17 protein-coding genes and 1 other RNA gene are annotated in these 17,044 nt (G+C 60.9%); 10 read left to right on the top strand and 8 right to left on the bottom strand.

Translation table 11 applies throughout. The features are described 5' to 3' along the window. Position 1: 1 nt before the first annotated feature. The 3 genes from PFEN_RS06740 to PFEN_RS06730 form a co-directional block, all read right to left on the bottom strand. Positions 2-898, bottom strand: a complete 897-nt coding sequence (locus PFEN_RS06740) for a nitrilase family protein (protein ID WP_191486129.1) — start codon at positions 896-898, stop codon at positions 2-4. Positions 899-1,010: 112 nt separating this feature from the next. Then, positions 1,011-2,990 (bottom strand): flavin monoamine oxidase family protein, encoded by a 1,980-nt coding sequence (locus tag PFEN_RS06735; RefSeq protein WP_191486128.1) that lies wholly within the window; start codon positions 2,988-2,990, stop codon positions 1,011-1,013. A gap of 137 nt (positions 2,991-3,127) precedes the next feature. Further along, positions 3,128-4,024 carry a GlxA family transcriptional regulator gene (locus tag PFEN_RS06730; protein WP_191486419.1) on the bottom strand — a complete coding sequence of 299 codons (897 nt, stop codon included), beginning with the start codon at positions 4,022-4,024 and terminating at the stop codon, positions 3,128-3,130. Between the two features lie 263 nt (positions 4,025-4,287). On the opposite strand from PFEN_RS06730, the gene PFEN_RS06725 reads away from it, so the two are divergent. After that, a complete protein-coding gene (locus PFEN_RS06725; protein WP_191486127.1) occupies positions 4,288-5,424 on the top strand; it encodes an acyl-CoA dehydrogenase family protein in 1,137 nt (378 codons plus the stop codon). Between the two features lie 96 nt (positions 5,425-5,520). Here the strand turns inward: PFEN_RS06725 and PFEN_RS06720 are convergent, their stop codons facing one another. Further along, the gene (locus tag PFEN_RS06720) at positions 5,521-6,561 is read right to left on the bottom strand and encodes an NADP(H)-dependent aldo-keto reductase (protein WP_191486126.1); all 1,041 of its coding nucleotides are present in this window, start codon (positions 6,559-6,561) and stop codon (positions 5,521-5,523) included. A gap of 245 nt (positions 6,562-6,806) precedes the next feature. On the opposite strand from PFEN_RS06720, the gene rplM reads away from it, so the two are divergent. The 7 genes from rplM (at position 6,807) to PFEN_RS06685 (ending at position 11,725) form a co-directional block, all read left to right on the top strand. Beyond that, positions 6,807-7,235, top strand: a complete 429-nt coding sequence (rplM, locus tag PFEN_RS06715; RefSeq protein ID WP_191486125.1) for a 50S ribosomal protein L13 — start codon at positions 6,807-6,809, stop codon at positions 7,233-7,235. Between the two features lie 14 nt (positions 7,236-7,249). Then, positions 7,250-7,642, top strand: coding sequence for a 30S ribosomal protein S9 (gene rpsI, locus PFEN_RS06710; RefSeq protein ID WP_103494515.1), 393 nt, complete (start codon positions 7,250-7,252; stop codon positions 7,640-7,642). Positions 7,643-7,907: 265 nt separating this feature from the next. After that, positions 7,908-8,504, top strand: a complete 597-nt coding sequence (petA, locus tag PFEN_RS06705) for a ubiquinol-cytochrome c reductase iron-sulfur subunit (RefSeq protein ID WP_191486124.1) — start codon at positions 7,908-7,910, stop codon at positions 8,502-8,504. Next, positions 8,504-9,715, top strand: a complete 1,212-nt coding sequence (locus PFEN_RS06700) for a cytochrome b (protein ID WP_191486123.1) — start codon at positions 8,504-8,506, stop codon at positions 9,713-9,715. Before petA ends, PFEN_RS06700 begins: the two co-directional genes overlap by 1 nt. Then, positions 9,715-10,497, top strand: coding sequence for a cytochrome c1 (locus PFEN_RS06695; RefSeq protein WP_191486122.1), 783 nt, complete (start codon positions 9,715-9,717; stop codon positions 10,495-10,497). The genes PFEN_RS06700 and PFEN_RS06695 overlap by 1 nt, the downstream gene beginning before the upstream one ends. Before the next feature lie 185 nt (positions 10,498-10,682). Further along, positions 10,683-11,300, top strand: coding sequence for a glutathione S-transferase N-terminal domain-containing protein (locus tag PFEN_RS06690; protein WP_191486121.1), 618 nt, complete (start codon positions 10,683-10,685; stop codon positions 11,298-11,300). An 11-nt stretch (positions 11,301-11,311) separates the two neighbouring features. Continuing rightward, positions 11,312-11,725: a ClpXP protease specificity-enhancing factor gene (locus PFEN_RS06685; RefSeq protein ID WP_191486120.1), complete on the top strand. Its 414-nt coding sequence runs from the start codon at positions 11,312-11,314 to the stop codon at positions 11,723-11,725. Between the two features lie 109 nt (positions 11,726-11,834). Here the strand turns inward: PFEN_RS06685 and PFEN_RS06680 are convergent, their stop codons facing one another. The 4 genes from PFEN_RS06680 to PFEN_RS06665 form a co-directional block, all read right to left on the bottom strand. Next, the gene (locus PFEN_RS06680; RefSeq protein WP_191486119.1) at positions 11,835-12,413 is read right to left on the bottom strand and encodes a BON domain-containing protein; all 579 of its coding nucleotides are present in this window, start codon (positions 12,411-12,413) and stop codon (positions 11,835-11,837) included. Continuing rightward, positions 12,410-13,003 (bottom strand): phosphoheptose isomerase, encoded by a 594-nt coding sequence (locus tag PFEN_RS06675; protein ID WP_191486118.1) that lies wholly within the window; start codon positions 13,001-13,003, stop codon positions 12,410-12,412. The genes PFEN_RS06680 and PFEN_RS06675 overlap by 4 nt, the downstream gene beginning before the upstream one ends. Before the next feature lie 139 nt (positions 13,004-13,142). Next, on the bottom strand, positions 13,143-13,514 hold the full coding sequence (locus tag PFEN_RS06670) for a YraN family protein (protein ID WP_191486117.1): 372 nt from the start codon (positions 13,512-13,514) through the stop codon (positions 13,143-13,145). Further along, complete coding sequence (locus tag PFEN_RS06665) at positions 13,514-15,325, bottom strand: penicillin-binding protein activator (RefSeq protein WP_191486116.1); 1,812 nt, start codon at positions 15,323-15,325, stop codon at positions 13,514-13,516. Before PFEN_RS06665 ends, PFEN_RS06670 begins: the two co-directional genes overlap by 1 nt. Before the next feature lie 236 nt (positions 15,326-15,561). On the opposite strand from PFEN_RS06665, the gene rsmI reads away from it, so the two are divergent. Both rsmI and rnpB read left to right on the top strand, forming a co-directional pair. Further along, entirely contained in the window at positions 15,562-16,416 is an 855-nt protein-coding gene (gene rsmI, locus PFEN_RS06660) for a 16S rRNA (cytidine(1402)-2'-O)-methyltransferase (RefSeq protein ID WP_191486418.1), read from the top strand. A 132-nt stretch (positions 16,417-16,548) separates the two neighbouring features. Then, an RNA gene (gene rnpB / locus PFEN_RS06655) (RNase P RNA component class A) lies at positions 16,549-16,902 on the top strand. Positions 16,903-17,044: the final 142 nt, after the last annotated feature.

Genomic DNA, 17,044 nt, shown 5'->3' with positions numbered 1-17,044 from the left:
TTCAGCGCGGCAGGCCAGGGTGCCGGATGTAGCCGAGCATGCCATCGTAGAGGTCGGTCCGGCGGTCCCTGGGCAGGTCGTTCAGGCTGTTCCAGATCGGCGCGGCGCGGGCGCTGACCAGGTCGATATCGGCGAAAAGCACCGTTTCATCGACGGGCGACGCTACTTCGCCGAGAGGCCAGCCGTTGGTCCCGGCGATCAGCGAGCAACCGAGGAAGCGCTCGCCGCGATCACTGCCGATGCGATTGGCCGCGGCGATAAACACATTGTTGACGTGGGCGGCGGTGATGGTCAGGTAGGAGGCCATGCATTTGCCGGTTTCGTCGAACAGCGGTGGCGGGGTCCAGACCCAGTTGTTCAGGCTGCAGATGATATCGGCCCCTTGCTGGCTCAACAGGCGCGGTACTTCGGGAAACCAGATGTCCCAGCAGATCAGCAGGCCGATCCGTCCGATGGGCGTGTCGAACACCGGGAAACCCAGGTTCCCGGGGGTAAACCAGAGCTTCTCCTCATTCCACAAGTGCGCCTTGCGGTACTTGCCGATAAAGCCGTCCGGCCCGACCAGCACCGCTGTGTCGAACAACTGCACCCCGTCACATTCGGCGATGCCGGCCGCCAGGTAAATCCGATGTTCCCGGGCGAAGTTCATCCAGGCTTGCACGCAGGGGCCTTCCGGTACGGCTTCGGCATGGGCGAAGGCTTCCTGACGGTTCTGGAAGCTGTAGCCGGTGTTGGCCAGTTCCGGCAGCACGATCAGGTCGGCGCCGCCGCGCACCGCCTGGTCCGCCAGTGCCAGGCTCAGGTCCAGGTTGCGCGGGATGTGGGCAACGCCGGCTTGGGGGTCGAACTGCACGACGGCAATGCGTACGGGGCTGATAGCAGGGCGAGGTTCATTCATTTGAGGCGCTCTCATTTTTGTTATTCAATCCAAATGGATTGATGTGCTTATGAGAAGCCTTTCAAATCGTTGTGTATGTCGGTTGCCGTCCTGCCAGCCAGTCAGGAGTTTCCTAGGATGACCTGGGAATACCGAACGCTTTCGGTGGGGCGATGGCGGAGGGTCTTCCGGTGTATTCGGGATAGTGCTTCAAGCCGAAGCCGCCGTTGAACCGTGCACCGGTGCGTTGGCACAGATGGATGGTGGCGTCGAGGGCGCCTCGCAGGCAGGGCTCGGTCCAGCCGGCGTCGACCGAAAAGGATTCGCCACACAGATAGAGGCCGGAGCGGGCGGCGTACTGGCGGTTGTAGTTCATCAGGTCGATGGCTTCGTAGTAGGTCCCGGGGCGATAGAGTTTGGCGGCGCCCAGGGCATTGCGGTCACTCATCCAGCGATGGACCGCGGCCTTTTGCTTGTCGATATAAGGCGAGATCCGGCAATTGATATTGGTGGCGTGCAGCAGTATTCGATCCAGCTCGCCAACGCATTTGTCGACCAGTTCCTGGTCCGAAAACAGCGCCAGCTTGGTGGCGTCGTCCTCCCAAGTGTAACTCAGCAGGATGCAGTCGTAAGGGTAGCTGTCGTTGTAACGGTAGGTGTACATGTCATGGATCAGGCTGTCGGTGACCAGCGCCTGGGGGATGCCGTGGGGCTCGGAGAAAAAGCTTTTCTTCAACGGCGCAAAGACCTTGCAGCTGGTTTCCCAGTGAGCGGTCTTATAGGCGCTGCGGATGTGGAACGGCAGCATCTGTTCGTCGAAGCCCTTGAGTTCGAGGGTGGTTTCGATCAACCAGGACGGCAGGGTGAGAATCACCGAATCGAAGACTTCGCTACGGCGCTCGCGACGTTGCGGATCGCTCCATTGCCAATCGTAGTCAACGCGAATCTGCTGGTTGGGCAGTTTGCTCAGGCCGTTGACCTGGGCCTGGGTGGCGAACCCGGCACCGCGCTGTCGGCAATGTTCGTAGAAGGACAGGCCACGTTCTTCGACCGGCATGAACATCAGGCATTCGTCCAGGGCGGCGACGCCCAGGTAGCGGGGGGCATCGAAGGCCAGCCCGTTGCTGTCGAGCAGCGTGCCGGCCAACAGGTGCGGCGAGGGCAGTGGATCGCCGTGTTCATCGACCCGCCCGTGCATCAATTGCAGGCGATTGCTGAAGCCGAAGATTGCGGTGCGGATCGGGTACAGGCTGCAGGCGTCATAGAACGCGCCCCAACTGCCATCGCCGATACCGATGGCATAGAAGATCGCCGACTCTTCGGCGCTCATGCCCACGCCGCCGAAATTGCCCGGGTCGTCCGCTTGCCAGTGGCTGATGGCCGGCAGGCTGACCAGGTTGCGAAACGACAAGCTCTCATAGCGCTGGACAATCGCCGCCCAGAGATCTTCCCAACCATCGCTGGCGTAGTGGGCCTGGACCTGGCGGGTCATGCGTGCGGCGAACAGTCGCCATTTTTCGTGAACCTGTTTCAGCAGCTTTCCCGGTGGCGGGGTCTGGCCGTCCCGATTATCCCAGATCAGCATCCGCGGTGTTTCCTGTCCTTCCAGAAGGCCTTCACGGAGGAAAATGCCGGTGCTCTTGACCTGGGCGCTACCCGGGTTGGCGAAGTCGGAAAGGCGCAGGTCGAACTGCTGGGTGTAGTGCGCGAGCACGGAGCGCCCCTGCAGCGGCGATTCGCCCGCGCGGTTGAAGTACGGCAGGCGCATCGCGCCCATTTCGAACGGGGTGGAGCCGGTGGTGGCGGGCTGGTTTCTATCGATCACGGTCAGGTGCCGGCCGCCGATCCGCCGCGACTGTTCGAGCAGGGTGATGTCGCTGAAACCGCAGCGCAGCAGCTCGCGGGCCGCGGTGAGGCCGGTGACGCCGGCACCGATGATGCAGATCCGGTGGCTGCAGTCCGTGGCGTGGGCAACGCCGCCGGGTTGCTCGACCAATCGACGATAGTCGAAGCACAGGTCCGGCGGATTGGGGAAGCGGGCGCGCCAGGCGCGCTTGGGCTCCACCGTCGAGTGAGGGAAAGAGGGCTGCTGTTGAGCCAGTCCAATAGGCATGTACGACGCTCCTTGTCAGTGGCAATCGGTAGTGATTGCCGGAGCGAGTCTACGAAGGTGAGGGCCGGGCGCTGTGGTAATTAATTATGCAAGGTCGCGCGCCGCTTTCGGCTAGTGTCGAAAGCGGCGCATGGGCTTCACGCCGCTTGCTGGAATTGCTGGCGATACTGGTTCGGCGACAGCTCGGTGTGCTGGCGGAACAGTCGCGCGAAGAAGCTGGCATCGTCATAGCCGACTTCGTAGCTGATGGTCTTGATGCTCTTGCGGGTGCCCGAGAGCAGGCCCTTGGCCGTCTCGATGCGCAAGCGCTGCAGGTAGTGCAACGGCTTGTCGCCGGTGGCGGTCTGGAAGCGGCGCATGAAGTTGCGAATACTCATGCCATGTTCCCGGGCCACATCCTCGAAGCGGAACTTGTCCGCGAAGTGCTCTTCGAGCCATTGCTGGATCTGCAGGATGATCACGTCCTGGTGCAGCTTCTGTCCGCCAAAACCGATTCGTCCCGGGGCGTAGCTGCGCTGGACCTCGTAGAGGATATCGCGGGCCACGGCCTGGGCGACATTGGCCCCGCAGAAGCGTTCGATCAGATAGATGTAGAGGTCGCAGGCCGAGGTGGTGCCGCCGGCGCAGTAAAGGTTGTCGGCGTCGGTCAGGTGCTTGTCCTGATTCAACTGGACGTTGGGGAAGCGCTCGCTGAAGGCATTGAAGAACCGCCAGTAGGTGGTTGCTTCCTTGCCATCGAGCAAGCCGGCTTCCGCCAGCCAGAACACTCCGGTGGCCTCGCCACAGAGTACGGCGCCGCGCGCATGCTGTTCGCGCAGCCAGGGCATGACTTGCGGGTAACGCCGACAGAGGGTATCGAAGTCGTCCCAGAAGGCGGGCAGGACGATCACGTCGGCATTTTCCAGGCCGCCATCCACCGGCAGGATCACATCGCTGAAGCTGCATACCGGTTTGCCGTCGGGGCTGACCAGGCGGGTCTCGAAGGCCTTGGTCAGTCCCTGGCCGAGCTGTTTGCCGTAGCGCAGGCTGGCCAGGTGGAAGAAATCCTTGGCTTGCATGAGGGTGGAGGCGAATACCCGGTCGATAGCCAGGATGCTGACTCGCCGCAAGGGCGTGGAGAGTGGATTAGCCATAATTCCGTTTTTCTTATTAGGAGAAAGTTTTTATAGGGGAAAGTGGTCAACAGACGGCTGGATCGTCTTATTTTTTGGCGCATGTGTCCAGTGTTACCCGGCAAAACACTGGCATAGGCTCTAGGGACCAATCCCGGCCTCAGTCTCCTTGCAGGTGCCCTTCGATGATCCCCAGAACCCTGTTCAGTTCCGAGCACGAGCTGTTTCGCAGCAGTGTGCGCAAGTTTCTCGAGCAGGAAGCGGCGCCCTTCCATGCGCAGTGGGAGAAACGTGGCTATATCGATCGCGAGCTGTGGAACAAGGCGGGGGCGGCGGGCATGCTCTGTTCCCATCTGCCGGAGGCCTACGGCGGCATGGCGGCGGACTTTCTCTACAGCGCCGTGGTGATCGAGGAAATCAGCCGACAGGGCTTGAGCGGCATCGGTTTCTCCCTGCACTCGGACATTGTCGCGCCGTATATCCTGCATTACGGCAGCGAGGCGCTGAAGCTCAAGTACCTGCCGAAGCTGGTCTCCGGCGAGATGGTCGCGGCCATTGCGATGACCGAGCCGGGGGCCGGCTCCGACCTGCAAGGGGTGAAGACCACGGCGCTGCTGGACGGTGACGAGTATGTGCTCAATGGTTCGAAGACCTTTATCACCAACGGCTTTCTCGCCGATCTGGTGATTGTGGTCGCCAAGACCGATCCGAAAGCCGGGGCCAAGGGCACCAGCCTGTTCCTGGTCGAAGCCGATACGCCGGGGTTCGCCAAGGGCAAGCGTCTGGAAAAGGTTGGCATGAAGGCCCAGGACACCTCCGAGCTGTTTTTCCAGGATGTGCGGGTGCCCAGGGAGAATCTGCTGGGGCAGGCCGGGATGGGCTTCGCCTATCTGATGCAGGAGTTGCCGCAGGAGCGCCTGACGGTGGCGGTGGGGGGCCTGGCATCGGCCGAGGCGGCGTTGCAATGGACGCTGGAGTACACCCGCGAGCGCAAGGCTTTCGGCAAAGCCATTGCCGACTTCCAGAACACCCGCTTCAAGCTGGCGGAAATGGCCACCGAGATCCAGATCGGCCGGGTGTTTGTCGATCGCTGCCTGGAGTTGCACCTGCAGGGCCAGCTCGATGTGCCGACGGCGGCGATGGCCAAGTACTGGGGCACCGACCTGCAATGCAAGGTGCTCGACGAATGCGTGCAGTTGCACGGTGGCTACGGTTTCATGTGGGAGTACCCGGTGGCCCGGGCCTGGGCGGATGCGCGGGTGCAGCGGATCTATGCCGGGACCAATGAGATCATGAAGGAGATCATTGCCCGCTCGCTTTGAGGGACAAGTGTCCAAGAAAATTTGAAGCCAGGCGCGGTTTTGTGGCGTTCCGACAAGTCCGCTCGCCACAAATATCGGCCAGGCTTGAGATCGCGCTTACGGCGCCGGGTTCGGATGATCCTTGTGGATCGCCTCGATGCCCGCCAGTACTTCAGCGGAGAGCTTCAGGTCGATGCTGGCAATATTGCTGTCCAATTGCTCCAGCGTCGTCGCACCGATGATGTTGCTGGTGACGAACGGTCGCTGGGTCACGAACGCCAGGGCCATCTGCGCCGGGTCCAGGCCGTGTTCGCGGGCCAGGGCGACGTAGCGACTGCACGCCGCTTCCGACTGCGGGTTGAAATAACGGCTGAAGCGGCTGTACAGGCTCAGGCGCGCCTTGTCCGGTCGTGCGCCGCCCTCATATTTGCCCGAGAGGAAGCCGAACGCCATCGGCGAGTACGCCAGCAGGCCGCACTGCTCGCGCAGGGCGACTTCCGCCAGGCCCACTTCGAAGCTGCGATTGAGCAGGTTGTAGGGGTTCTGGATCGACACCGCCCGCGGCCAGCCGCGGCGCTCGGCCTCGAGGAGGAATTTCATGGTGCCCCACGGGGTTTCGTTGGACAGGCCGATATGGCGGATCTTGCCGGCCTTGACCTGCTCGTCGAGGGCTTCGAGGATATCCTCGATCGGCGTGAAGCTTTCATCGGCCTTGTGCTGGTAGCCCAGTTGGCCGAAGAAATTGGTGCTGCGCTCGGGCCAGTGCAGTTGGTAGAGGTCGATCCAGTCGGTCCGCAGGCGCTTGAGGCTGGCGTCCAGGGCGGCGACGATGTGCTGGCGGTTGTGCTTGAGCTGGCCGTCGCGGATATAGGTGATGCCGTTGCCGGGGCCGGCGATCTTGCTGGCCAGGATCCAGTCGGCCCGATCACCGCGCCGCTGGAACCAGTTGCCGATGATGCGCTCGGTGCTGGCGTAGGTTTCGGCCTTGGGCGGCACCGGGTACATCTCGGCGGTGTCGAGGAAGTTGATGCCCGCGGCCTTCGCCCGTTCGATCTGGGCAAAGGCTTGATCCTGGGTGTTCTGCTCGCCCCAGGTCATGGTCCCCAGGCAAATTGCGCTCACATTCAGATCGGTCTGACCTAGCTGGCGGTATTCCATTGACGGCTCCCGTGGGAAAACACCCATAAAAGCAGGTTGAAATTTTTTTCGCAATCTGCATAATTACGCACCTCTTTATGCAGTGGAAGTGATGCGCCGCCGCCAAAGAATCTTGCCGTTGAACGGACGCGCCGACCCGAGCCCCCGAAAGCGTCTGTATCCGGCTGCCTTTGACCTTGTCAAAGTACGCACTATTCAGTAAGATCCGCCGTCTTATTTACAGGCGGCCCCTGAGGCTATAAAGAATGAAAACTTTTACTGCTAAACCGGAAACAGTTAAGCGCGACTGGTTTATCGTCGACGCTGCTGGTCAGACCCTGGGTCGTCTGGCCACCGAAATCGCGAGCCGCCTGCGTGGCAAGCACAAAGTCGAGTACACTCCGCACGTCGACACCGGTGACTACATCGTTGTGATCAATGCTGAGCAGGTACGCGTTACCGGTGCTAAAACCACCGACAAAATGTACTACTCCCACTCCGGTTTCCCGGGCGGCATCAAGTCGATCAACTTTGAAAAGCTGATCGCCAAGGCCCCTGAGCGCGTGATCGAGACCGCGGTCAAAGGCATGCTGCCTAAGAACCCGCTGGGTCGCGACATGTACCGTAAGCTGAAAGTCTATGCGGGCGCTGTTCACCCTCATACTGCTCAGCAGCCCCAAGAACTGAAGATTTAACGGAATAGTTCATTATGTCGGCGACTCAAAATTACGGCACTGGCCGTCGCAAGACTGCAACCGCACGCGTTTTCCTGCGTCCGGGCACTGGCAACATCTCCATCAACAACCGCACCCTGGACACGTTCTTCGGTCGCGAAACTGCCCGCATGGTAGTTCGCCAGCCGCTGGAACTGACTGAGACTACCGAGAAATTCGATATCTACGTCACTGTCATCGGTGGTGGTGTAAGTGGTCAAGCTGGCGCAATCCGCCACGGTATCACTCGTGCCCTGATGGATTACGACGAGACTCTGCGTGGCGCGCTGCGCAAAGCTGGCTTCGTAACCCGCGATGCTCGTGAAGTTGAACGTAAGAAAGTGGGTCTGCGTAAAGCACGTAAGCGTCCACAGTACTCGAAGCGTTAATTCGCTTTCGTTTCAGCGTTACGTTTCAGAAAAGCCCGGCCTCCATTGTGAAGCTGGGCTTTTTTGTGGGCGAAATATTTTCCTGTGACAACTTGCCACATCCGTAGAACCCCTATACTACAAGGCTTGGGGCTGGGTGGGGTTGGTAATTACCTTGTCAGGGGTGGGGCTTTTCATTACCATTCGGCAAAATTTTTATAAGTACAAAGTTTGACTTAGTAGACGCCTGATTTAACAGGCCACAAAGCTGATGGGAGAGGACTGAATGAGTAGCAATGACGGCGTGAATGCAGGCCGGCGTCGCTTCCTCGTAGCAGCCACATCCGTGGTAGGAGCTGCAGGAGCGGTGGGGGCTGCGGTCCCGTTCGTGGGGTCATGGTTTCCCAGTGCCAAGGCGAAAGCCGCGGGGGCACCGGTGAAAGTGAACATCAGCAAGATCGACCCCGGACAGCAGATGATTGCCGAATGGCGAGGCCAGCCGGTATTTATCGTCCGCCGTACGCCGGAGATCCTGGCCAATCTTGGCAAGATCGAGGATCGATTGTCCGATCCAGGCTCGAAGGACTCTGTACAACCCACCTACGTTGACCCCAAGACACGATCGATCAAGCCAGAGGTGCTGCTGCTGATTGGTATCTGTACGCACCTGGGGTGTTCGCCGACATTCCGTCCGGAAGTGGCACCCGCCGATCTGGGCAGCGACTGGGTCGGTGGCTATTTCTGCCCTTGCCACGGTTCCCACTACGATCTGGCTGGCCGCGTCTACAAGTCGCAACCCGCGCCTTTGAACCTGCCGGTTCCGCCGCATTCCTATGAGTCCGACACGATTATTGTGGTTGGCTTCGATACGGAGAAAGCGTGATGAGCAAGTTCATGGATTGGGTCGATGCGCGTTTTCCCGCGACCAAGATGTGGGAAGACCATCTCAGCAAGTATTACGCGCCGAAGAACTTCAACTTCTTCTATTTCTTTGGCTCCCTGGCGCTGCTGGTGCTGGTCAACCAGATCGTCACCGGTGTCTGGTTGACGATGAGCTACACGCCGTCGGCGGAAGAGGCCTTCGCTTCCGTCGAATACATCATGCGCGACGTCGAGTACGGCTCGATTCTGCGCCTGCTGCACTCCACTGGCGCTTCGGCGTTCTTCATCGTGGTCTACCTGCACATGTTCCGTGGCCTGCTCTACGGCTCGTACCAGAAGCCTCGTGAGCTGGTGTGGCTGTTCGGCATGCTGATCTACCTGGCGCTGATGGCAGAGGCCTTCATGGGCTACCTGCTGCCGTGGGGGCAGATGTCCTACTGGGGCGCGCAGGTAATCATCTCGCTGTTCGGTGCGATCCCGGTCATCGGCAACGACCTGACCCAGTGGATTCGTGGTGACTACCTGATTTCCGGGATCACCCTGAACCGCTTCTTCGCCTTGCACGTGGTGGCCCTGCCGATCGTGATCCTGGGGCTGGTGGTGCTGCACGTACTGGCGCTGCACGAAGTCGGTTCGAACAACCCGGACGGCGTCGACATCAAGAAGCTCAAGGACGAAAACGGTGTACCGCTGGATGGCATTGCCTTCCACCCGTACTACACCGTGAAGGATATCGTCGGCGTGGTGGTGTTCCTGTTCATCTTCTGCTCCATCGTGTTCTTCTTCCCGGAAATGGGCGGTTATTTCCTTGAGAAGCCGAACTTCGAAGTGGCCAACGCCTTCAAGACTCCGCCGCACATTGCGCCTGTCTGGTACTTCACTCCGTTCTACGCAATCCTGCGGGCTGTTCCGGACAAGCTCATGGGGGTCGTGGCCATGGGCGCGTCGATCGCGGTGCTGTTCGTGCTGCCGTGGCTGGATCGTAGCCCCGTCAAGTCCATGCGCTACAAGGGCTGGCTGAGCAAGATCTGGTTGTGGGTCTTCTGCATTGCCTTCGTGACCCTCGGCTGGCTGGGCGTGATGGCGCCGACGCCGGAGCGTACGCTGCTGTCGCGGGTGTGCACGGTCCTGTATTTCGCCTACTTCATTCTGATGCCGTTCTATACCCGGCTCGAGAAGACCAAACCGGTTCCGGAAAGGGTGACTGGCTGATGAAAAAATTATTTGCAGTATTGATGCTTGCGGCTCTGCCGATCCTGTCTTTCGCCGCTGAGTCTGAAGGGCCGGAGCTTGAAACGGTCAACATCGACGTGTCGGACAAGGCCGCCATGCAAGATGGCGCGCGCACCTTTGCCAACTATTGCATGGGCTGCCACAGCGCCAAGTTCCAGCGTTATGAGCGGGTTGCGGACGATCTGGGGATTCCCCATGACCTGATGCTCAAGAACCTGGTGTTCACCGGCGCCAAGATCGGCGACCACATGACCACCGGCATGCAGCCGGCTGACGCCAAGGCCTGGTTCGGGGCGGCTCCGCCCGACCTGACCCTGGTAGCCCGCGTGCGCGGCACCGACTGGCTCTACAGCTATCTGCGGTCCTTCTACGAAGATCCGGCGCGTCCCTGGGGCGTGAACAACAAGATCTTCCCGAATGTCGGCATGCCCAACGTGTTGGTGGGCCTGCAAGGACGTCAGGTCGTCGGATGCAAGCAGGTTCAAATCGTCGAGGACGGCAAGAAGCAGTATGATCCGCTGACCGGTACGGCTTTGACCCATGAAGCCTGCGATCAGTTGACCATCGTGCCGAAGACCGGTGCGCTGAACGAAGAGCAATTCGACGAGAAGGTCAAGAATCTGGTGACCTTCCTGGCCTATTCGGCCAACCCGGTGAAGCTGGAGCATCAGCGCATCGGTACCTATGTTTTGCTGTACCTGGCCTTCTTCTTCGTGTTCGCTTATCTGCTCAAGCGCGAATACTGGAAGGATGTGCACTGATAACGTTGTAACATAGCTGTCAATCGTGCGCGCCCAAGGGTGCCTCTGAAGATGTAGCCAGCAAGAACGGACGGGGTGAGCCGGTGACGGTCTCACCCACTGTCTGTTTCTTGGCTACGAGAGGCTTGTCTTGGGCGCGCTCGTTTTTCCGTTTTCGATAATTTCAACAAGCGAGGAGGACCGCCATGGGCGTGACCAACCGGTTGGCCTGTTACTCCGACCCCGCCGACCACTATTCCCACCGGGTGCGCATTGTGCTCGCGGAGAAGGGTGTCAGCGCCGAGATCATTACAGTGGAAGTGGGGCGTCAGCCGCCGAAGCTGATCGAAGTGAACCCTTACGGCAGCCTGCCAACCCTGGTCGATCGTGACCTGGCGTTGTGGGAGTCGACCGTGGTGATGGAATATCTGGATGAGCGTTACCCGCATCCGCCGCTGCTGCCGGTTTATCCCGTGGCGCGGGCCAACAGTCGTTTGCTGATCCATCGCATCCAGCGCGACTGGTGTGCGCTGGTGGATCTGATTCTCGACCCGCGCAGCAAGGAGCCGGCGCGCGTGCAGGCGCGTAAAGAGTTGCGCGAGAGCCTGACAGGTGCATCGCCGCTGTTCGCGGACAAGCCATTTTTCCTGAGTACTGAGCAAAGTCTGGTGGACTGCTGTCTATTACCGATACTCTGGCGTCTACCTATTCTGGGTATTGAATTGCCGCGGCCTGCAAAGCCGTTGCTCGATTATATGGAGCGCCAGTTCGCGCGTGAGGCTTTCCAGGCAAGCCTGTCTGGTGTCGAACGCGATATGCGCTAAGGAGCTGTTTTATGAACTCCAGTCGCCCTTATTTGGTTCGTGCGCTGTACGAATGGATAGTGGATAACGATTGTACGCCGCACATACTGGTCAACTCCGAGTACCCCTCGGTCCAGGTGCCGCAAGGGTTTGCCAGTGACGGGCAAATCGTCTTGAACGTTTCGCCCAGCGCGGTGCGTCATTTGCACATGGACAATGAGGCTGTCAGCTTTGAAGGGCGTTTCGGTGGTGTGCCGCATACGCTTTATGTGCCGATCAGCGCCATTCTCGGGATCTACGCCCGGGAGAATGGCCAGGGCATGGTGTTCGAGCTGGAAGCGCCCCTGGAGGGCGACGATGGGGTTGAGCCGGACGATGACGGTCCACCGTCAGGTTCCGAGCCGCCGCGTCCTAGCGGTCGGCCAAGCTTGAAGGTTGTGAAGTAATAAAAAAGGCGACCCATCCGGGTCGCCTTTTTTGCGTCTGCATTTCGGCTGGAGCGCGGTCCTTGCAGGTGCCGGCTTGCCGGCTCCCGCACATTGGTCGGGCGTTGGCTCAGTCGATGTATTCGAACAGCTTGACGATCTTCTGCACGCCGCCGACGCCTTGCACCAGGTTGGTAGCGCGAGTGCCTTCGGCCTGGGTGACCAGGCCCAGCAGGTAGACGATGCCATTCTCGGTGACGACCTTGATGCGCGAACCGGGAATGCTGTTGTCGGTCAGCATCTGGGCCTTGATCTTGGTGGTCAGCCAGCTGTCATTGCTGCGAGCCGCCAGTGAGGAGGGTTCGATGACCTGCAGTTCGTTGTTGACCTTCTTCACCCGCTGGACCGCCGCCGCGGCCTGTTCGGCCTTGGCCTTGAGGTCTTCACGCGGGGTCTGGCCGGCGAGCAGGACAATCCCGTTGTAGCTGGTGACGACAATGTGCGAACCGGTTTCCAGGCCAGGGTCGGCTTTGGCGACGTTGACCGCGACCTTGGTATCGATCAGCGAATCATCGATCTTGCTGCCCAGGGTGCGGGTTCCGCGATCGTCGTTGATCGGTTCGTCGCGGGTGGCGGTCAGTACCGAACTGCAGCCGCTGAGGCCCAGGCACAGGGTCAAGGCCAGCAGGCTAAGGCGATTGATGGTCATTCTTCACTCCCGAACAATTGGCTGTCGATCAGATCGCAGAGGCAATGGATCGTCAGCAGGTGGACTTCCTGGATACGTGCGGTGACGTTGGCCGGGACGCGAATCTCGACATCCTCGGGTAGCAGCAGGGAAGCCATGCCGCCACCGTCGCGTCCGGTCAAGGCTACGACAATCATTTCGCGGTCATGTGCGGCCTGGATGGCCTGAATAATGTTGGCGGAGTTGCCGCTGGTGGAAATCGCCAGCAGCACGTCGCCCGGTTGGCCCAGCGCGCGGATCTGCTTGGAGAAGACTTCGTTGTAGCTGTAGTCGTTGGCGATCGAGGTGAGGGTCGAGCTGTCGGTGGTCAGGGCAATGGCCGGCAGGCTCGGTCGCTCGCGCTCGAAACGGTTGAGCAGTTCCGAGGAAAAATGCTGGGCATCGCCGGCGGAACCGCCGTTGCCGCAGGAGAGCATTTTACCTTCGTTGAGCAGGGCATTGACCATGACCTGGCTGGCTTGCTCGATGTGAGGTGCAAGAACGTCCATCGCCTGTTGCTTGGTGTCGATACTGGCCTGGAAAAGCTGGCGAATTCGGGATTGCATGTCCATCTATGTGACCTTAAGTAGGGCGGCTGGTCGAGCGCAGACCGGGTCTTCCCGGTGGCTGCCCGGCACAAGAATGTGCAGCCCGCAAAGCAATAGAGCAAAAATCGGTGGGTGAAAAGAGTCACCGGGCCGATAGCCCGGATCAGCTGTCGAAGGCATTCCGTAGCCAGTCCAATCGCGGTGTCGCCTCGATCGGGCCGTCTATGGCCACCACGTCGAAGCGGCAAGGGCTGTGGGCCCAGCGTGACTCGCGTTGCAGGAAATACTGCGCCGCGAATATTACCTTTCTGCGCTTGCGGGCATCGATGCTGCCCAGTGCGCCACCCCATTGGGTGTTTTTCCTGTAACGAACTTCGACGAATACTACTGTATCGCCGTCGAGCATGACCAGATCCAGCTCGCCACGTTTACACGACCAGTTCTGCGCCAGCAGGCGCAGACCCTGTTGTTCAAGATGCCGTAGCGCGAGTCGCTCGGCATCCTTGCCCTGTTCCAGGTGGGCGGCTGGTGCCATCAGTGCGGTGTATCCGGCAGGCGCTGGACCTGACCGCTGACGAACTGGGCCCAGGGCAACTGGCGTTCGACCCGTTGCGCCGGGTCCATGCTCAGGCTGCCGGAGAGGCCTTCGATACGGCTGTCGGGCAGGGCCTTGAGCTGGCCCAGGCGCGGTGCCAGGCGATAGGCGTCGACCCCCATGGCGTACAGGCGACCCAGGGCGCCGCCGGCTTGTGGCCATTGTGCGGTGACCTGCTTGCGCAGCGGGTCGTTGGCATCCAGCAGCCAGGGGGTTTCGCAGAAGCGCACGCCGTTCATGTCGTTGTACTGGTTCTGGTCACCGGTGGCACTGAATACGTGGGAGGTGGCGTATACCGGTACGTCGCCCGCGTACTGGAAGTTCAGGGTCGGCTTGATCTGTTGTGCCTGCTGCGGTGTCGCGGCGAGGAAGATGAACTCGATGTCCTGGCGACGCGATGGCTGGGCGGCGACCTGGCCACCGACGGTGTTTTGCAGGCTCTTGGCGCGGCCTTCGCTCTGGCGCAACTGGAACAGTTCGGCGATCTGTTGGGCCAGGGCGACGGGCTGGTCGACGCGCTCGATCCCGACCACGGTGCCGCCATTGGCTTCCCAGCTCTGGCGGAAGGCCTTGAGCACGCGATCGCCCCATTCGCCTTTCGGCACCATGGCGGCGGCGCGATGCAGGCCGTCGGCGCGGGCGCGACGGGCCACTTCGCGGGCTTCGTCTTCGGCCGCGAGGCCAAACTGGAACAGTTGGGCCGGGTTCTGCGCGCTTTCACTGTAGTTCAGCGCCAGGGTGGTGATCGGCAGTTGTGGGCGGGCGCTGAGCTGTTTGACCAGCGGCTTCTCCAGCGGACCGATCACCAGCTGCACGCCGGAGGCTTGGGCCTTGCGATAGAAATCGTCCAGGGAGCTGATGCGCGAGCTGTCGTAGAACTCGATGACCGGTGGCTTCTGGCCAGCTTGCTGGGCCTGGTAGTGAGCGGCCATGAAGCCTTCACGCAGGGCCTTGCCGACCGAGGCCAGCGGGCCTTCCTGCGGCAGCAGCAGGGCGATCTTGCTCAGTGGCTGGCTGGCCAGTTCCTTGAGTTTCATCAGCGGCAGCGGTAATTGCTGGGCGGCCGGGTGCTTGGGGTTCTGCGCGCGCCAGGTGTCGATGGCGGCCTGCTGCTGCTCCAGGGTGCCGGACGACTTCACCGCCAGGGCCAGGCTCAGCCAGCCACTGAGGTCGTCGTTGCCGGTAGGTTGCAGCTGGTCGGTCGGCAGGGCCGCGATCAGCGCCCAGATGGCCTCATGGTTGTTCTTCGCCGCGTCGCCGTTGAGCAGCGGGGCGATGAAGATACGTTCGCGAGCGGCGGCCAGGGTCTGGCCGTCGGCTTCGAGGGCGCGGGCGCGCACGGTCTGGGTCCGGACCTGCTGGTCCACCGGCAGCTCGCCGAGACGCTCCAGGCTTGGGTGGCTCAAGGCGCTCAGTGCCGCCTTGGGCTGGTTGCGCGTCATCGCCAGTTCGGCCGCCAGGGTACTGGCGTACACCTGTTGCGCCGGTTTGAGGGTGTCCAGGGGGACCTGGGCCAGGATCTGCGCGGCACGACCGCTGTCTTTCTGGCGGTAGGCCAGGTCGGCAGCGGTCAGGCGCAGCAAGGCGGCTTGTTCCGGCGTCTTGCTGGAAGCCGCCTGCTCGAGCAATTGCTCGATGCTGGCATTCGGGGTCCGTGGAAGTTCGCCAAGGCTGGAAGAGGGCGAGCTGGCGCAAGCCGCCAGCAAGGCAGCGAGGCAGAGGGCAGAGAACAGCCGCAGGCAAGCGATCATGTAGTGTTCCTGATACTCGATCATATGAGCGTGGAATTGTACCCAAGCACTGGCCGGGGCGCGATGTTACTGGCGTGAAACGGTTAAATTAGGTCGTACAAAGCGTGTCGCGGCGCTCGAAGCGCACGGCTTTCGGGCTCGCGCTCGCCGTTGTGAAGCATATCGGCAGGGCGGCTACGCGCTACAATGGCGTTTTCGTTCTTCTCGAGGTGTGTGCTTTGACTGCTCCAGGTGCTTTGAATTCCGCTGTCGGCTCGCTTTATGTGGTGGCGACGCCCATTGGCAACCTGGATGACATCAGTGCGCGGGCGATGAAAGTATTGCGCGAGGTGTCCCTGATTGCCGCGGAAGATACCCGCCACTCGCTCAGATTGCTGCAGCACTTTGGGATTACGACGCCGCTGGCGGCCTGTCACGAGCACAACGAACGTGACGAAGGCAGCCGTTTCATCGCCAGGTTGCTGGCGGGCGAGGACGTGGCCTTGATCTCCGATGCGGGCACGCCGTTGATCTCCGATCCCGGTTATCACCTGGTTCGTCAGGCGCGGGCGGCGGGTATCAGTGTCGTTCCGGTGCCTGGCGCCTGCGCATTGATCGCCGCGCTCTCGGCGGCGGGGCTGCCTTCCGATCGGTTCATCTTCGAAGGTTTCCTGCCGGCCAAGGCCGTCGGGCGTCGGGCTCGCCTGGAATTATTGAAGGAAGAGCCGCGCACGCTGATTTTCTATGAGGCGCCGCACCGGATCCTCGAATGCCTGCAGGACCTGGAGACGGTTTTCGGCGCGCAGCGCCCGGCGTTGCTGGCCCGTGAGCTGACCAAGACCTTTGAAACCCTCAAGGGCTTGCCGCTGAGCGAGTTGCGCGGCTTTGTCGAGGCGGACGCCAATCAGCAGCGCGGCGAGTGCGTGGTGCTGGTCGCTGGCTGGACGGCGCCGGAAAACGACGACGCGGTTGGCGCCGAGGCGATGCGCGTCCTCGACCTGTTGCTCCAGGAAATGCCGCTCAAGCGTGCCGCGGCCCTGGCGGCGGAGATCACCGGGGTGCGCAAGAACCTGCTGTACCAGGTGGCGCTGGATCGGCAGAAAGATGCCTGACTTATTTTTGTGTAGGTCGGATCCGTTGCGAATGTAGGATTTGGCTTGGCACTGTTTGCCGGGACAGCGCCCTGCCGCGAAACGCCTTTAAAGCTTGTCCTTCGGGGCGTGTGCCGGTAACCTTCGCCGCGGAGAGTCGATTGGACAGTCGCTGCCCCCTATGAAAATTAGGGGGGGGAGGAAAGTCCGGGCTCCATAGGGCGGAGTGCCAGGTAATGCCTGGGGGGCGTGAGCCTACGGAAAGTGCCACAGAAAATAACCGCCTAAGCGCTTCGGCGCCGGTAAGGGTGAAAAGGTGCGGTAAGAGCGCACCGCACGGCTGGCAACAGTTCGTGGCTAGGTAAACCCCACTCGGAGCAAGACCAAATAGGGTTCCAAGGCGTGGCCCGCGCTGGAACCGGGTAGGTTGCTAAAGATGTCCAGTGATGGCCATCGTAGAGGAATGACTGTCCTCGACAGAACCCGGCTTACAGATCGACTCTCCACCTCTTTCCCTCCCTGCACGCAATCGCTGGCAGAAGCGCATTTGTAATACCGAAAAAATCTTACTCTTGATAAATCACTTTAACTTCCGCGCTCAAAATTCTGAGCCCGTTGAAGTTCGTCTCTTGAAACACTCTCCCGATTG

This window comes from Pseudomonas sp. FEN (assembly GCF_904067045.1).
Taxonomy (GTDB): Bacteria; Pseudomonadota; Gammaproteobacteria; order Pseudomonadales; family Pseudomonadaceae; genus Aquipseudomonas.
This window is presented reverse-complemented; position numbering and strand designations above follow the sequence as displayed.